We start from the raw sequence: 15,344 nt of genomic DNA, 5'->3' as shown, positions 1-15,344 counted from the left end.
CAAATTCAACGGTGGAAACAACGCCGGCCACACCGTCGTCGTGGGTGATGAGAAGTACGCGCTGCACCTTCTCCCGAGCGGCATCCTGACCGAGGGAGTCGTTCCCGTCATCGCGAACGGCGTGGTTATCGACATCGAGGTGCTTTTCGACGAGCTGGATGCGCTGAACGCGCGAGGCGTCGATACCTCCAAGCTGGTGATCAGCGCCAACGCCCACGTCATCACCCAGTATCACCGCACGCTCGACAAGGTCACCGAGCGCTTCCTCGGCAGCCGCCAGATCGGAACGACCGGCCGCGGAATCGGGCCGTCGTACGCCGACAAGATCAACCGGGTCGGCATCCGCATCCAGGACCTGTTCGACGAGAACATCCTGCGCCAAAAGGTCGAGGCGGCCCTCGACCAGAAGAACCACCTGCTCGTGAAGGTCTACAACCGCCGGGCGATTTCGGCCGACGAGATCGTCGACAACCTGCTCTCCTATGCCGAGCGACTGCGTCCGATGGTGGCCGACACCGGCCTCGAGCTCAACCTCGCCCTGGACGCAGGCAAGACCGTGCTCTTCGAGGGCGGCCAGGCCACCATGCTCGACGTGGACCACGGCACCTATCCCTTCGTCACCTCGAGCAACTCGACCGCCGGCGGCGCCTCGACCGGCTCGGGCATCGGCCCCGGACGCATCGAGCGGGTGATCGGAATCGTCAAGGCGTACACGACGCGCGTCGGCGCCGGCCCGTTCCCCACCGAGTTGTTCGACGAGTCGGGCGAGTTCCTGCGCTCGGCCGGTTTCGAGTTCGGCACCACGACGGGCCGCCCGCGCCGCACCGGCTGGTACGACGCCCCGATCGCCCGCTACTCGGCGCGCATCAACGGCGTCACGGACTTCGTCATGACGAAGCTCGACGTGCTCACCGGTCTTGCGACCATCCCGGTCTGTGTCGCCTACGAGGTCGACGGCACGCGCGTGGAGGAGGTGCCGGTGTCTCAGTCGGACTTCCACCACGCGGTGCCCATCTACGAGGAGTTCCCCGGCTGGACCGAGGACATCACCGCGGTGCGGGAGTTCGAGGACCTGCCGGCGACGGCGCAGTCCTACGTGCTCGCGATCGAGGCGATGAGCGGATCGCGCATCTCCGCGATCGGTGTGGGTCCCGGCCGCGACGCCATCATTGTTCGGCACGACCTCCTCGGCTGAGGGGACAGTGTCATTGGCACAGCTCCTTCGGGTGCTCCGGCCGCTCGTGCGGCCGCTCATTGCCTGGAACTACTCGGCCGGTTGGCCCACCCGAATGTCGGCCGGCACCCCGACCGACGCGCCGTTCGGAATGGTCGGCGGCCGTAATCCGATCAGCGTGCTCGTGGCCGGCGGGATCGCGGGAGCGGGAATCGGCGTGCTCAGCTATCAGCAGGGACTCGCCTGCCAGCTGGCCGGAGTGCTCTCCAGAGCGTCCGGTCGCGGGGTGGACTGGGAGTCGCTTGCCAGGCCGAGTCTGCGCCTCGCGGCCACCGGCGCCGCGGTGAGCGAACGCGCCGACCTGCCGAGCTTCGACGTCGTCATCATCCTCACCGGGGTCGCGGATGCCCTGGCCCTCACCACCATGGCCCGCTGGCGCCGCGACCTCGACGAGACCCTCACGACGATGCTCGCCGACGTCTCGCCCGCCGCCACGATCATCGTCACCGCGGTGCCCGATGTCGCGGATCAGGTGCGGGTGGGGCGCTTCGTCACCGCGGTCCTGCGCGACCAGATCCGCGCCCTCAACGAGACCGCGCTCGCGGTGACCGCCCGCTATCACCGGGTCAACTTCGTGGCCCTCCCGCCGCTCGAGCGGGCCGACTTCGACGACGACGTCTTCAGCTACGCCTCGCTCTATCGCCGGTGGGGGCAGCACCTCGCGGCGCTGACCCACCGGCTGATGGCCGACTAGGGCGGCCGCTCAGACGACGCTGAAGCCGTCGGGCAGCGGGCCGCGACCGGTCAGGGCGAGCAGCAGCGCCTCGCCGTCCCCGCGCAGGGCCGCGGTCGATGAGGCGAGGGACACGGCGTCGGCGATTGCCGCCGCGGGGAGATCGTGGGGGATGCCGGTGGCCCGCGACAGGTCGATAGTGTGCACCACGAGCTCGAAGATGCGGGTGCGGAGATACTCGCTGAGCAGGATCCCCATCCCGCCGATCGAGACTATGCGGTTGGCCGGCTGGGAGTCGATCATGGCTCGGGCGCGGCCGAGCGCCGCGGACACCTGCCCCACGGCATCGTCGCCCAGCCACTCGCCGGCCTCGACGCCGCGCGCGGCGACGGCCGCGTCATCCGTGAACTGGGCGAACACGCTCGTGTAGTACTCGGCGGCGGTGGGGATCGTCACGTCGCCCGGCTCCTCCTGGGAGAGGTAGTTCTCCACGGTGAGAATCGCCCGAGCGGTGTGCCCCGCCAGGCTGCGGACAGTCCAGGACCCGAGACCGGGCTGATCCCACTGCCCAGGCGTGATCTTCCGGAGAATGCCGATGAACGACTCGGCCGATCGCGAAAAGAGGGATGCGCTGGTCACGGTTAACATCGTGGCACCGAGCCCTGCCAGACTGGGCATCGTGACAGCGACACGCCCCAGACCCGCCCCCCTCGTGGGACGATTCGTGCGACTCGAGCCGCTGCGGCGCGAACATCTTCCGGCGCTCTTCGCCGCCGTCGCGCATCCGATTACCTTCGCCGGCGGCTTCGGCGGCGGTCCAGCCGCCTACCGGAACACGGTCGAGGGATTCCTCGACTGGGCGGAGACCTACTTCGACTGGGAGAAGGGCAACCCGTTCGCCGTGTTCGTCGTCGGCGGGCCGCACGACGGTGAGCTCGTGGGCACGACCACCCTCACCGACTTCGATCCGGCCAGGGAGGCGACCCACATCGGCTGGACGGCCTACGACCCGCGGGTCTGGGGCACCGCCGTGAACGCGGAGGCGAAGCTCCTGCTCCTCGCACTGGCGTTCGACAGCGGATTCGGCCGGGTGCTGATCCAGGCGGATGCCCTCAACGAGCGATCGCGGGCGGCGATCGCGGGCATCGGCGCGACCTTCGAGGGGGTGCTGCGGCGCGACCGGCTGCGGGCGGACGGCACCTGGCGCGACAGCGCGCTCTTCTCCGTGATCGTGGACGACTGGCCGCGGGTGAAGGCCCTTCTGGAGGAGCGGCTCGCCGGCTACGGCGACCGGCCGGTGCTCTTCCGCAGCCGCGCGACCGCCTAGGTCGTGGGCTGCCAGTAGTCTCGGCGGGTGGACACGAAACGCTCTGGGCAACGGCAGGCCGTGGTCGTCGCGCAGTTTGTCGCGATGGGACTCATCTGGGGCTCGAGCTTCCTCTTCATGAAGGTGGCCCTGCGGGGCATCTCCTTCGGACAGCTCGCCTGGAGCCGCGAGATCCTCGGCGCGGTCACGCTCGGCATCGTCATGCTCGTGCTGCGGCAGCGGCTGCCAAGGGAACGGGTGGTCTGGCTGCACTTCGTGGTGATAGCCCTCACCAACGCGGTGATCCCGCACCTGCTGTTCGCCTGGGCCGAGCAGTTCGTGTCGTCGAGCCTCGGCTCGATCTACAACTCACTCACCCCCATCGCCACGGCGCTCATGGCCACCCTCGTGTTCCGGGTGGAGCGGCTCGCGGCCGGCCAGGTAGCCGGTGTCGTCGCCGGCATCGTCGGCGTACTGCTCATCATCGGCCCCTGGCGGTACGCCGCCCTCACCGGGGATCTGGCCGGCCAGATCGCGTGTCTCATCGCCGCCACGTCCTACGGCTTCGCGATCGGCTATCTTCGCAAGTTCATCAGCCACCGACCGATCCCCGGAACGACGGTCGCCTGAATGAACGTCGGCACCTCGGCCGCGATCATGCTGCTGCTCACCCCGTTCCTCGCCGTCGGGCCGGTGCGACTCGATCCCCTCATCGTGGTCTGTGTGATCCTCCTCGGCGCGCTCGGTACGGGGATCGCCTACCTCTGGAGCGTCAACGTGCTGCGCGCCTGGGGGCCGACCGGGCAGTCCACGGTGACCTACGTGATCCCGGTCGTCGGCGTCGTGCTGGGGGTCGCGGTGCTCGGCGAATCCCTCTCCTGGAACGAGCCGGTCGGGGCCGCGATCGTGCTCGCCGGCATCCTGCTCGCGCAGGGCCGCCTCCTCCGCCCGCGACGGCAGCCGGCGGTGCTTCCGGTGTCTCCCGACCTCGGCGTCGCCGACGGTCCGTAGCCCGGTGCGCTCGGCGTGCGGCGGCGACGGCGGTAACCTCGAGGTATGGCAGACGAACTCGATCCATCGGCCCAGCTCCTGAGCCTCCGCCAGAGCATCGACAATGTCGATGCCGCACTCGTGCACCTGCTCGCCGAACGGTTCAAGTTCACCCAGCAGGTGGGGCGGCTCAAGGCGACGAGCGGGTTGCCGCCCGCCGATCCCAATCGCGAGCGGGAGCAGATCCAGAAGCTCAAGGCGCTCGCGGTGGAGTCCCACCTCGACCCGGCCTTCGGAGAGAAGTTCCTCAACTTCATCATCGCCGAGGTCATCCACCAGCACGAGCAGATCGCCAACACCGGCAGCGTCACCACCCTCTCCGAATGACCTGGGATCCCCGCGCCATCCCCTCGCAGGCCGGGAAGACCTTCGTCGTCACTGGCGGCAACGCCGGCATCGGCTACTTCATCGCGGAACAGCTCGCAGCGGCCGGGGGCCGGGTGGTGATCGCGGCCCGTAACCCCGGCAGGGCGTCGGCGGCCATCGCGTCGATCCTCTCCCGGCATCCGCGCGCGGAGGTGAGCGCGGTGCACCTCGATCTCGCGTCGTTCGACTCGGTGCGCGCGGCCGCCGCCGAGCTCGCCACGCTCGACCGCATCGACGCGCTCATCGAGAATGCCGGCGCGATCATGCCCAGCAAGTCGCGGCAGGTCACCGTCGACGGCAACGAGCTCATGTTCGGCACCAACCACCTCGGCCACTTCCTGCTCACGGCGCTGCTGTATCCCACCCTCGAGAGAACCCCGGGCAGTCGGGTCGTCACCATGGGCAGCGGAGCCACCCGGCTCACCGGCATCCGGCTCGACGACCTGCAGAGCGAGCGCAGGTTCTCTTCCTGGTCGGCCTACGGGCAGTCCAAGCACGCCACCCAGGCGTTCGGCTTCGAACTCGACCGCCGGCTGCGCGCGGCCGGAAGCCCGGTCAGCGCGCTCGTCGCGCATCCCGGAGGCGGCCAGGACGGCAACACGCCCGTGCGACTCGGGGTGATGGAACCGACGCGGGGGCAGCGCATCCTGGCCAAGATCCTGTTCTTCGTGGGTGGCGGAAAGCACACCGCCGCCTGGCCGGCCGTGCGCGCGGCCACGGATCCGGATGCCGTCGGCGGGCAGTACTGGGGACCGCGCGGCGGCCTCAGCGGGCAGCCCTGCGTGGGCAGGCCGGCGTCGGCGAGCCACGACCCGGCGCTCGGCGCCGCCCTCTGGGCCGAGTCGGAGCGGCTCGTCGGGCAGGCGTTCCCGGTCTGAGTTCTCTCTCATCCCACTCATCCGTCACTAACTGCTGGCTGGTGCCGCGGGGCGAGCAGTTGGTGACGGTTGAGTGCGGCCGGGGAGTGGAGCGGCCCGGGCCATCTCTTGTGGGGTCCACTCATCCGTCACTAACTGCTGGCTGGTGCCGCCGAGCGAGCAGTTGGTGACGGTTGAGTCGGGCGAGGGGTCGATCAGCCTCGCCAGCCGGCCTCGGTGAGAGCGGTGCGCACCTTGTCCAGGAGCGCCGCGCGCCTTGCCATCAGTTCCTTGTTGACCCGGATGACGCGCCACTTCTCCGCCATGAAGTCGTCAAGTCGCTCGATGTCCCGGTGAAACTGCCTCTCATCGTCCCGATGCTGGCCGCCGTCGAACTCCACGAGCACGCGATGCTCCGGATAGGCCAGATCGCCGAGTCCCAGAACCATGCCCCACTGGTTTCGGATCTCGTAGTTGACGATCGGCTCGGGAAGGCCGGCCCGCACGATGAGCAGGCGCAACAGCGTCTCGCGGGCGGAATCGGTGCGCGCGCGAATGTCGGGGAGGGCTTCGCGGAGGGCGGCGACTCCCGGACGGTGGCCCCAGGCCGCCACCGCTCCGACGAGCTCGTCCATCGTCGCGACCGGGTTGGTGCGGCAGACGAGCCCGTCGCCCATCACGATGAGGTCGTCGACACGAAGGTAGCGGGCCAGCTGGCACCACGTGTCCACGGCGGAGCTCACCCGCAGGCCGCCCGGCAGAGCCACGACGCGCGTGGTGGGGAGCAGTTCGTGCCCCCGCACTCCTCGCAGTCGGGGGGCGCGGGATGGATGGCGGACCGCGACATCGAGACCCGCGGAGGTCGCTCCCTCCGGCATCCGGAGCCCGAGAAGCGCGGCCGCGGTCCAGTGGCTGAAGTACTGGTCGGGCGGCATGATCGTTGCGTAGGAAAGCGCCAGCGAGCGGATGTCGGGCGTCGCGGCCTGCGCGCTGCGCACCGCGCGAAACGGTCGCGACAGATCGGCGCCCCGCAGGCGACCCACGCCAACACCAAGGCCGACGGCCTCGCTGACGGCGAACGGGCGAGCCTGGAGTGGTGTGGGAAGTGCGCGGTGTCTGGGCATCCTCGTAGGGTGCGCCATCCGTCAGATCGCCGCCGAAGTCATCCCCAGCCCCGACTCAACCGTCACTAAGTGCTCGCTGACGGCCCGGAGCGAGCACTTAGTGACGGCTGAGTGGGAAAGAGGGAGTGGGAAGTGGGGAGTGGGGCGGGACTGGGGAGAGTGAGGTGAGGTGGGGCGGGGTGGGGGCTAGTAGCCCACCACCGGACCGAAGTGCTCGGGCAGCGTGCCGCGGTGCGTGTCGCGCAGCTCGTCGATGGTGAGCGTGAACTGGTCCTGCACCTCGAGGGCCCCACCGGAGTCGGTGACCCCGATCCGCAGCACCGGGTATCCGCGACCCTCGCAGAGGCCGACGAATCGCACGTCGTCTTCGCGCGGCACCGAGACGATCGCGCGCCCGGTGGACTCGCCGAAGAGGGCCGCGGTGGCATCCACGCCGTCCCGCTGCATGATCTCGCTCACCCAGACCCGGGCGCCGACGCCGAAGCGCAGCACCGACTCGGAGACGGCCTGGATGAGGCCCCCCTCCGACAGGTCGTGGGCCGAGGCAATGATGTTCTGCTCCGAGCCGGCGGTGATGAGCCCGGCGAGGCGCTGTTCTGCCGCGAAGTCGACGACGGGCGGGACGCCGCCGAGGTGGTGGTGCATCACCTCCGACCAGGCCGAGCCGTCGAGCTCGTCGCGGGTGATGCCGAGCAGGTAGATGTTGTTGCCCTCGTCCTGCCAGCCGCTCGGGATGCGGTTGGCCACGTCGTCGATCACGCCGAGCACCGCCACGACCGGGGTCGGGTGGATCGGCACGTCGCCGGTCTGGTTGTAAAAGCTCACGTTGCCCCCGGTGACGGGGATCTCGAGCTCGAGGCATCCGTCGGACAGCCCCTCGACCGCCTTGGAGAACTGCCACATGACCTCGGGGTTCTCCGGGCTGCCGAAGTTGAGGCAGTCGGACACCGCGACCGGAGTCGCCCCGGTGACGGCCACGTTGCGGAAGGCCTCGGCAAGGGCGAGCTGCGCTCCTCGGTACGGGTCCAGCTGGCTGAAGCGCCCATTGGCATCCGTCGCCACGGCGAAGCCGAGCCCGGACTCCTCGTCGACGCGCACCATGCCGCCGTCGTCGGGGAAGGAGAGGGCCGTGTTGCCCATGACGTAGCGGTCGTACTGGTTGGTGATCCAGTCCTTGGACGCGAGGTTCGGGCTGCCGAGCAGGGCCACGGCCTGCGCGCGGAGCTCGTCGGGGGTGGTGGCGCGCGGGAGCAGGGCGGTCGAGTCGGCCTGCAGCGCATCGATCCAGGTCGGGTAGGCGACCGGGCGGTTGTAGACGGGGCCGTCGACGGCGACGGTGCGCGGCTCCACGTTCACGATCTCCTCGCCGTGCCAGTTGATCACCAGGCGGCCGGTGTCGGTGACCTCGCCGAGCACGGAGGTCTCCACGTCCCACTTCGCGGTGACCGCGAGGAAGCCCTCAAGCTTCTCCGGCGTCACGATCGCCATCATGCGCTCCTGGCTCTCCGACATGAGGATCTCCTCGGCGGTGAGCGTGGGATCCCGCAGCAGAACCTTCTCGAGCTCGATGAACATTCCGCCGTCGCCGTTGGAGGCGAGCTCGGAGGTGGCGCAGCTGATGCCGGCGGCGCCGAGGTCCTGGATGCCCTCCACGAGCTTGTCGCGGAACAGCTCGAGGCAGCACTCGATGAGCACCTTCTCGGCGAACGGGTCGCCCACCTGCACCGCGGGGCGCTTGGTCGGGCCGCCGGCCGAGAACGAGTCCGACGCCAGGATGGATGCCCCGCCGATGCCGTCGCCGCCGGTGCGGGCTCCGAAGAGAACGACCTTGTTGCCCACGCCGCGGGCGTTGGCCAGGTGCAGGTCCTCGTGCCGCAGCACGCCGACGGCGAGCGCGTTGACGAGCGGGTTGGCCTGGTAGACGGAGTCGAACCAGGTCTCCCCGCCGATGTTCGGCAGGCCGAGGCAGTTGCCGTAGAACGAGATTCCGGCGACGACCCCGTGCACGACGCGCGCGGTGTCCGGGTCGTCGATGGCGCCGAAGCGCAGCGCATCCATCACCGCGACCGGGCGGGCGCCCATCGAGATGATGTCGCGCACGATTCCGCCGACGCCGGTCGCCGCGCCCTGGAACGGCTCGATGTACGAGGGGTGGTTGTGGCTCTCGATCTTGAAGGTCACGGCCCAGCCGTCGCCGATGTCGACGACGCCGGCGTTCTCGCCCATGCCCACCATGAGGTTCTTCTTCATCTTCTCGGAGACCTTGTCGCCGAACTGGCGCAGGTAGACCTTCGACGACTTGTACGAGCAGTGCTCGCTCCACATCACCGAGTACATGGCGAGCTCGCCGCTCGTGGGGCGGCGGCCGAGGATCTCGCGGATCTTGAGGTACTCGTCCTCCTTGAGCCCGAGGGCTCCGAACGGCTGTACCCGGTCAGGGGTCGCGGCGGCGTTGGAGACGGTGTCTGCAGCGGAAACTGTGGTGGGGGTGCTCACGGGCGCAAGTGCTCCTGGATCGAGGGCGTGCCGGATGGGTCAATTCTATCCGGGTGGCGAGGTGACGTCCCACGGAAGGATCGTGATCCGAAGGTCACTAGTGGTCATGACGTGACCTTCGACACGTTGCGCATCACAATAGTGAAAGAGGCCCGCGGGTCGTCTACCGTGGTAGCGTCCGAATCGAAGGGGACCCATGTCCGACTGGAACACGTGGCCGGGCCTCGCCGTGGCGACGGCGGTGGCGCTCGCGGCCGCGCTGGTCATCATCGTGCTCACCTCGGTCGCCACCCGGGTGGCGGCGCGGCGGCGGGAGTGGCCGAACGCGCTGCGCTCGAGTGCCCGCTATCCGTATCGGCTGCTGCTGCTCATCGGCGCCGCCTGGATCGCCATTGCGATCACCCTGCCTGTCCCAAGCCTGCGGGCCAAGGTCAACCACGCCTTCCTGATTGCGATGATCGCCGTGGGCACGTGGTTCGTCGCCGCGATCGTGAGCTTCACAATCGGCCTCGCGATGGGTCGCTATCGCACCGACGTGCCGGACAACCGCATCGCGCGTCGCCTGCAGACCCAGCTCATCATCGTGCGCCGACTCGCGGGCGTGGTGATCACCATCGTCGGGATCGCCTCGATCCTGCTCACCTTCCCCGGCGTTCAGGCGGTGGGGGCGAGCGTGCTGGCCTCGGCCGGACTGGTGAGCATTGTCGCCGGTCTCGCCGCGCAGTCGACCCTCGCCAACGTCTTCGCGGGGGTGCAGCTCGCCTTCAGCGACGCGATCCGGGTGGATGACGTGGTGATCGCCGAGGGGCAGTGGGGCCGTATCGAGGAGATCACCCTCACCTATGTGGTGGTGCACATCTGGGACGACCGACGCCTCGTGCTGCCGTCCACTTACTTCACCAGCACGCCGTTCGAGAACTGGACCCGGCACTCGAGCGAGCTTCTCGGTTCGGTGGAGTTCGACCTCGATTGGCGGGTGAGCCCGGACCAGATGCGCACCCAGCTCGATGAGATCCTCGCGGGCACCGACCTCTGGGATGGACGCACCTCCGTGCTGCAGGTGACGGATGCCGTCGGCGGTTTCGTGCGCATCCGCGTGCTGGTCACCGCGGTGGACGCACCCACGCTCTTCGACCTGCGCTGCCTGGTGCGCGAGCGGATGGTGGAGTGGCTGCACACCCGCGACGTGGCGGCCCTGCCGCGCACCCGCATCCAGACGGTGGAGCAGGAGGCGCGCCCGCGGGCGGCAGCGACTCCCACGGGACCGATCGGCCTGTTCACCGGCACGGCGGAGGCGGAGGAGCGGGCGAGCCACTTCACGTCCGCGATCCCGATCGTGGAGAACCCGGCCGGGGAACCAGACGAGCGTTAGCCCCTCGTCACCCGCATCTCGAGCGGCAGCGACTCGTCGACGGCGATGAGCGCCGCGCCCGCGAGGGCGTCACCGAGCGGAGGCACGGTGCCGAGGCCCTCGCTCTCGAGCGCGGCCTCCAGCCTCGAGCGGAAGAACGGCTGGCTGGAGAGGCCGCCGGTGATGCACACCGTCGTGGTTCCGCGCGGCGCGGCGCAGGCCAGCGCGAGAAGTCGGCTCGCCTCGTCGACGATGCCGAGGGCCACCTCGTCGCCGAGCGCCGCCCGCGCGATCACCGTCGGGGCGAACGAGCCGAGGGTGCGTGCCGGGGCTCCGGTCGCGGAGACCCAGCGCGGCAGCGTCGCGATGTCGCCGACCAGGGCCGCGGCGTCGCCGGAGAGGGCGGTGCGCGGCCCGCGTCCGTCGGCGGCGCGCATCACGGCCCGGAGACCGGCCTGGCCGATCCAGCTTCCGCCGCCCTCGTCGCCCAGCCAGGTGCCCGCGCCGTCGACCTGGCTGATGGTGCCAGCGGCGTCGATCGCGAATACGACGGCGCCGGTGCCGGCGATGAGCACGGTGCCAGGACCGCCGGCGAAGGCGCCGGCGTGCGCCGCGAGGGCGTCGGTGAGCACGGCAACCGGCACGCCGAAGTCCGCGCGCAGGAGCGCGATCAGCTCGTGGGTGGCCGCGGGGGCCGCCGCGACCCCGGCCGCGCCGATGCCGATGTTGTCGAAGTCGGTTCGACCGAGCCCGGCGATGGCCCGGAGGATCGACCGGTGCGACAGCTCAACGCCGTTGCCCTCGTCGGCGAGCCCCGCGGTCATCGGCCGACCCCGGCGAGCGCCGCGCGGTTCGCCGAGACGGTGAGGCCCCGGATGCCGTGGAGCGGCCTCGGCAGGGTGACCGGAAGCGGCCCAAAGGTCAGCTGCCCGGCGAGGCGCGCACCGCCGGTCGCGGTCGCCGGAAGCACGCACGGCACGCCGTGCCAGGTGAGGAAGCCGAGCAGGCCGAAGAGGAGCGACTCCTTGAAGTCCGGGTCGACGCCGTAGGCGTCTGACGTCTCGAGCTCCACGCGCAGCGGGGCCAGCTCGTCCGAAATCCCCCATCAGCGCGGGGTTGTGCACGCCGCCGCCGGAGGCGATGAGTCGCGAGGGCAGTGTGCTCGCGTTCGCGCGCAACCCGTCGGCGATGCTGCGGGCGGTGAAGCGCACGAGCGTGGCGACGAGGTCGGCCAGCTCCAGTCCCTCGGCCGCCCGGTCCACGACCGGCAGGCCGAACGTCTCCCGGCCCGTCGACTTGGGGGCGGCAAGACCCAGGTACGGATGCTCGAGCAGGGCCCGCAGCGCGCCCTCGTCCACTCGGCCAGCGGCGCCGATCCGTCCCCCGTCGTCGTAGCCGACGGCTCCGCCGGTCGCTCGGGCGACGACGGCGTCGATGAGGGCGTTGCCCGGCCCGGTGTCCCAGGCGAGGTCCGGCCGCTCGGCGTCGAGCACCGAGAGGTTGGCGATGCCGCCGAGGTTGAGGGTCGCGACCGGGCGCCCGGCCCGCACCGACTCGCCGAGCCAGGCCCGGTCGAAGATGCCCATGAGGGGCGCGCCGTCGCCTCCGGCGGCGATGTCGGCAGCGCGGAGGTTGCTGAGCACGGGGGCGCAGCAGGCCTCGGCGATCCAGGACGCCTCGCCGGTCTGGAGGGTGCCTCGGGCGCCGCCCGCGTCGACCCAGTGGTGCAGCGTCTGCCCGTGCGAGACGACCAGGTCGACCGCCGTCGTCTCTCGGATCGCGGCCTCGGCGGCAGCCGCGAACGCCTGGCCGGTGAGGGCGTCGAGTTCGCACAGCTCCTGCGCTCCGATTGCCGCGCCGCCCGCGGCGGCGAGGATGCGGTGCCTCAGGTGCTCGTCCCAGTCGACGCTCGTGGTCAGCACCGTCGTGAGCCGCAGCGCCGGGGTCTGGCTGCCGTCCGCCTGCTCGATGTCGACCACGGCCACGTCGATGCCGTCGGCCGACGTGCCGGACTGCAGCGAGAGGATCCTCATGCGGCCGGCATCCCCCTCGAGCGTGAAAACAATGTTCCTAATTAGCGTGTCATAGGAAAACAGCTTTCACAATGCCTCTAGGCGCGACCGCCGGGCGGCCCGAGGGCGAGCAGCGCGCCGAACACGACGACGCAGAGGAGCACCGGATGCCGCAGCAGCCAGGCCGACCTAGGTCGAGATGAGGGCGTGGATGGCGCTCGTGAAGAAGGTGAGGCCGTCGACTCCGGAACGCATGGCGGCCGCGGTGTCCGGGCCGAAGCCCTCCTCGGTGGCGTGCTCGGGATGCGGCATGAGGCCCACGATGTTGCCTCGCGCGTTCGAGATGCCGGCGATGTCGTTGATCGAGCCGTTCGGGTTCACCTCGAGGTAGCGGAACACGACCTGCCCCTCGCCCTCGAGTCTCGCGATCGTCTCGGCGTCGGCGATGAAGCCGCCCTCGCCGTTCTTGAGCGGGATGGTGATCTCCGCTCCGGTCTCGAACTGGTTGGTCCACGCGGTGTTCGCGTTCTCCACCCGCAGCTTCTGGTCGCGGCAGATGAAGCTGCCGCTCTCGTTGCGGATGAGCCCGCCCGGAAGCAGGTGCGCCTCGGTGAGCATCTGGAAGCCGTTGCAGATGCCGAGAACCGGCATGCCGGAGTTGGCGGCGTCGATCACCTCGGACATGATCGGCGAGAAGCTCGCGATGGCCCCGCAGCGCAGGTAGTCGCCGTAGCTGAAGCCGCCCGGCAGCACGATGGCGTCCACGCCTCGGAGGTCGTGCTCGCCGTGCCAGAGCGCCACGGGCTCGGCGCCGGCGAGGCGCACCGCCCGCTGGGCGTCACGGTCGTCGAGCGAACCCGGGAAGGTGATGACGCCGATGCGCATCAGTTGGCGTCCGTCGTTTCGACGGAGACGGCCAGGTCCGGCTGGGCGGCCGGGGCGACATCCGGTGCCACCGTGATCGACACGACGTCTTCGATCACCGAGTTGGAGAACATGTCGTTCGCGAGCTCGGTGACCTCGGCGAGCACCTCGTCCGTCACCGGCCCGTCCACGGTCACCTCGAAGCGCTTGCCGATTCGCACGGCGCTGAACCTGGTCTTGCCGAGGCGGGTGAGGGCTCCGGCGACGGCCTTGCCCTGCGGGTCGAGAAGCTCGGCCTTGGGCATTACCTCGACGACGATTGTGGGCACCAAATACTCCAGGGAGTTCGACGGGGGTGGATGCAGCCAGTCTAGCCGAGAAGGATCTCGTGGTCGGCCCGCACCGCGGTGCCGTCGATGAGGCGCGCGTTGGCCTCGTCCGGCCCGGTCGCCCAGGCGGCCGCGGCATCCGGAGTCTTGCCGAAGCGCACGTGACGCTCGATCAGGCGGCGCAGACGGATGTCGTGGTCGACGGCCACGAAGAAGCTCAGATCGAGCAGCGGGGCGACCCGCTCCCAGCCCTGCGCGTCGTGCAGCAGGTAGTTGCCCTCCACCACCAGCACGCGCTTCTCCGGAGCAATCGCGATCGCGTCGGGTATCGCCTCCTCGATCTCGCGGTCGAACCCCGGCGCGAGCACAAGACCTCCGGAGAAACGCAGGGCCGTGAGGGTGGTGACGAAGGCGTCGACGTCGAAGGTGTCCGCGGCGCCCATCCTGTCCCGGCGGCCGAGCTCCACGAGTCGCGCCTGCGGCAGGTGGTAGCCGTCCATCGGAAGCAGCACGGCCTCGTCGCCGAGCCGATCCACGAGCCGGGCGGCGGTCGTGGACTTGCCGGAGCCGGGCGGCCCGACGATGGCGACCACGAGGCGGGAATCGCCACGGGCGCCGGTCACGACGGCCACGATCTCGTCGATGCTGCGCAGGACGCTCACCGCACCAGCCCCTTCAGGAGCTCTGGCGGCACGGCCCCGATCGCGAATTCGATCCACTCCCGATAGCCGGACGCGCTCGGATGAAACAGGTCGCTTGCCCAGAACGTGGGCGTGTACGGGGGAGGCTTCGGGATGGCGAAGACGTCGTCGAGACCGGCGACCGCCGCCCGGGCTCCGTCATCGAGGCTCGCCGCGTGCAGTGCGAGGTTCCAGCGCAGGGGGTTGACCAGGCTCGAGAAGCGGTCGAACCGCGGCATCAGCGAGACGAGGATGAGGGCGTGCGGGCTCGCCGCGCGGAGCCTGGCGACGAGCTCCCGCACGTCTCGCGCGAAGGCGAGCCGGGAGCGCAGCGCGAGGGCGTCGTTGGCTCCGATGCTGAGAAAGACCAGGTCATAGCGCTGTTCGGTGGCCGGGCCGATGAAGCGCTGGAGCAGGTCCCGCGCCGTCGCCCCGTTCTCGCCGACGGCATCCCAGCGGGTTCCGTGACCGGCGACGCGCAGCACCTCCCGGGCGAGATTGCCGGGCAGGGCGTCGTCCTGGGTGTCCGCCCCCACCCCCGCGGCCGTCGAGTCGCCGAGCACCAGAAGCCGCACCGGGTCCGGGCCGGCCAGCGCGCCGGACCATGGCTCGGCGGCATCCGGCAGCCTCGGGATTATCCGCCGGGCCCGCCGCGCCTGCACGATCAGCACGGGGGAGAGCGGCACGGCGATGAGCCGACTCAGGATGTTCGGCCGCAGCGTCCGCGCCGGTGCGGTCCTGGGCCGCGCCGTCGCGTCCCGCACAGCTTCGTCCCGCACAGCTTCGTCCCGCACAGTCTCGTCCCGCACAGTCTCGTCCCGCTCTGTAGTCACCCGTCGATGCTATTCGCCCCACGCCCCCTCCACTTCCGACTCATCCGTCACTAACTGCTCGCTGGCGGGCCCCAGGCAGCAGTTAGTGACGGATGAGTTGAACGGGCCACTCCGCCCCGCCACCCCCCCCCGCGCGGTGTCGCCCCTTCCGGCGCCGGTCATCCGTCAC

The 15,344-nt window shown here is 70.2% G+C and carries 16 protein-coding genes; 8 read left to right on the top strand and 8 right to left on the bottom strand.

Translation table 11 applies throughout. The features are described from left to right. On the top strand, positions 1-1,195 hold a 1,195-nt coding region (locus tag ACHZD8_RS01610), incomplete at its 5' end, for an adenylosuccinate synthase (RefSeq protein ID WP_394768364.1). 13 nt (positions 1,196-1,208) lie between these two features. Further along, positions 1,209-1,928, top strand: a complete 720-nt coding sequence (locus ACHZD8_RS01605) for a GDSL-type esterase/lipase family protein (RefSeq protein ID WP_394768363.1) — start codon at positions 1,209-1,211, stop codon at positions 1,926-1,928. Between the two features lie 9 nt (positions 1,929-1,937). On the opposite strand, the gene ACHZD8_RS01600 is transcribed toward ACHZD8_RS01605, so the two are convergent. Beyond that, a complete protein-coding gene (locus ACHZD8_RS01600) occupies positions 1,938-2,546 on the bottom strand; it encodes a maleylpyruvate isomerase family mycothiol-dependent enzyme (protein ID WP_394768361.1) in 609 nt (202 codons plus the stop codon). Between the two features lie 40 nt (positions 2,547-2,586). Between ACHZD8_RS01600 and ACHZD8_RS01595 the strand changes: the two genes are divergently transcribed. Genes ACHZD8_RS01595 through ACHZD8_RS01575 form a run of 5 tightly spaced genes read left to right on the top strand, consistent with a single transcriptional unit; the run spans position 2,587 to position 5,507 of the window. Beyond that, complete coding sequence (locus ACHZD8_RS01595) at positions 2,587-3,234, top strand: GNAT family N-acetyltransferase (protein ID WP_394768360.1); 648 nt, start codon at positions 2,587-2,589, stop codon at positions 3,232-3,234. A 27-nt stretch (positions 3,235-3,261) separates the two neighbouring features. Next, complete coding sequence (locus ACHZD8_RS01590; RefSeq protein ID WP_394768359.1) at positions 3,262-3,843, top strand: DMT family transporter; 582 nt, start codon at positions 3,262-3,264, stop codon at positions 3,841-3,843. Next, the gene (locus tag ACHZD8_RS01585; protein ID WP_394768358.1) at positions 3,844-4,224 is read left to right on the top strand and encodes an EamA family transporter; all 381 of its coding nucleotides are present in this window, start codon (positions 3,844-3,846) and stop codon (positions 4,222-4,224) included. A gap of 45 nt (positions 4,225-4,269) precedes the next feature. Then, a complete protein-coding gene (locus ACHZD8_RS01580) occupies positions 4,270-4,590 on the top strand; it encodes a chorismate mutase (protein WP_394768356.1) in 321 nt (106 codons plus the stop codon). Next, the gene (locus ACHZD8_RS01575) at positions 4,587-5,507 is read left to right on the top strand and encodes an oxidoreductase (RefSeq protein ID WP_394768355.1); all 921 of its coding nucleotides are present in this window, start codon (positions 4,587-4,589) and stop codon (positions 5,505-5,507) included. Before ACHZD8_RS01580 ends, ACHZD8_RS01575 begins: the two co-directional genes overlap by 4 nt. Positions 5,508-5,701: 194 nt before the next feature. Here ACHZD8_RS01575 and ACHZD8_RS01570 read toward each other — a convergent pair whose 3' ends face one another. Together ACHZD8_RS01570 and purL are read right to left on the bottom strand one after the other, a co-directional pair. Continuing rightward, positions 5,702-6,610: an endonuclease domain-containing protein gene (locus ACHZD8_RS01570; RefSeq protein ID WP_394768354.1), complete on the bottom strand. Its 909-nt coding sequence runs from the start codon at positions 6,608-6,610 to the stop codon at positions 5,702-5,704. A gap of 186 nt (positions 6,611-6,796) precedes the next feature. Then, positions 6,797-9,106, bottom strand: coding sequence for a phosphoribosylformylglycinamidine synthase subunit PurL (gene purL / locus ACHZD8_RS01565; RefSeq protein ID WP_394768353.1), 2,310 nt, complete (start codon positions 9,104-9,106; stop codon positions 6,797-6,799). Positions 9,107-9,302: 196 nt separating this feature from the next. Here purL and ACHZD8_RS01560 point away from each other — a divergent pair, with 196 nt between their 5' ends. Continuing rightward, on the top strand, positions 9,303-10,478 hold the full coding sequence (locus ACHZD8_RS01560) for a mechanosensitive ion channel family protein (RefSeq protein WP_394768352.1): 1,176 nt from the start codon (positions 9,303-9,305) through the stop codon (positions 10,476-10,478). On the opposite strand, the gene ACHZD8_RS01555 is transcribed toward ACHZD8_RS01560, so the two are convergent. The 5 genes from ACHZD8_RS01555 to ACHZD8_RS01535 all read right to left on the bottom strand — a co-directional run bounded on the left by ACHZD8_RS01555 (position 10,475) and on the right by ACHZD8_RS01535 (position 15,175). After that, positions 10,475-12,490, bottom strand: a complete 2,016-nt coding sequence (locus ACHZD8_RS01555; protein ID WP_394768350.1) for an anhydro-N-acetylmuramic acid kinase — start codon at positions 12,488-12,490, stop codon at positions 10,475-10,477. The two genes, ACHZD8_RS01560 and ACHZD8_RS01555, sit on opposite strands and share 4 nt — an antisense overlap. A gap of 168 nt (positions 12,491-12,658) precedes the next feature. After that, positions 12,659-13,354 carry a phosphoribosylformylglycinamidine synthase subunit PurQ gene (gene purQ, locus ACHZD8_RS01550; RefSeq protein ID WP_394768348.1) on the bottom strand — a complete coding sequence of 232 codons (696 nt, stop codon included), beginning with the start codon at positions 13,352-13,354 and terminating at the stop codon, positions 12,659-12,661. Continuing rightward, entirely contained in the window at positions 13,354-13,662 is a 309-nt protein-coding gene (purS, locus tag ACHZD8_RS01545; protein WP_394768347.1) for a phosphoribosylformylglycinamidine synthase subunit PurS, read from the bottom strand. Before purS ends, purQ begins: the two co-directional genes overlap by 1 nt. A 41-nt stretch (positions 13,663-13,703) precedes the next feature. Further along, positions 13,704-14,324 carry a nucleoside/nucleotide kinase family protein gene (locus tag ACHZD8_RS01540; RefSeq protein WP_394768346.1) on the bottom strand — a complete coding sequence of 207 codons (621 nt, stop codon included), beginning with the start codon at positions 14,322-14,324 and terminating at the stop codon, positions 13,704-13,706. After that, positions 14,321-15,175, bottom strand: a complete 855-nt coding sequence (locus ACHZD8_RS01535) for an SGNH/GDSL hydrolase family protein (RefSeq protein ID WP_394768345.1) — start codon at positions 15,173-15,175, stop codon at positions 14,321-14,323. The genes ACHZD8_RS01540 and ACHZD8_RS01535 overlap by 4 nt, the downstream gene beginning before the upstream one ends. Positions 15,176-15,344 lie beyond the last annotated feature (169 nt).

Origin of the sequence: Lacisediminihabitans sp. (assembly GCF_043726815.1) — a bacterium.
Classification (GTDB): Bacteria; Actinomycetota; Actinomycetes; order Actinomycetales; family Microbacteriaceae; genus Lacisediminihabitans.
Note: the sequence above shows the minus strand (reverse complement) of the source record. Positions and strands in the feature narration are given on the sequence as shown.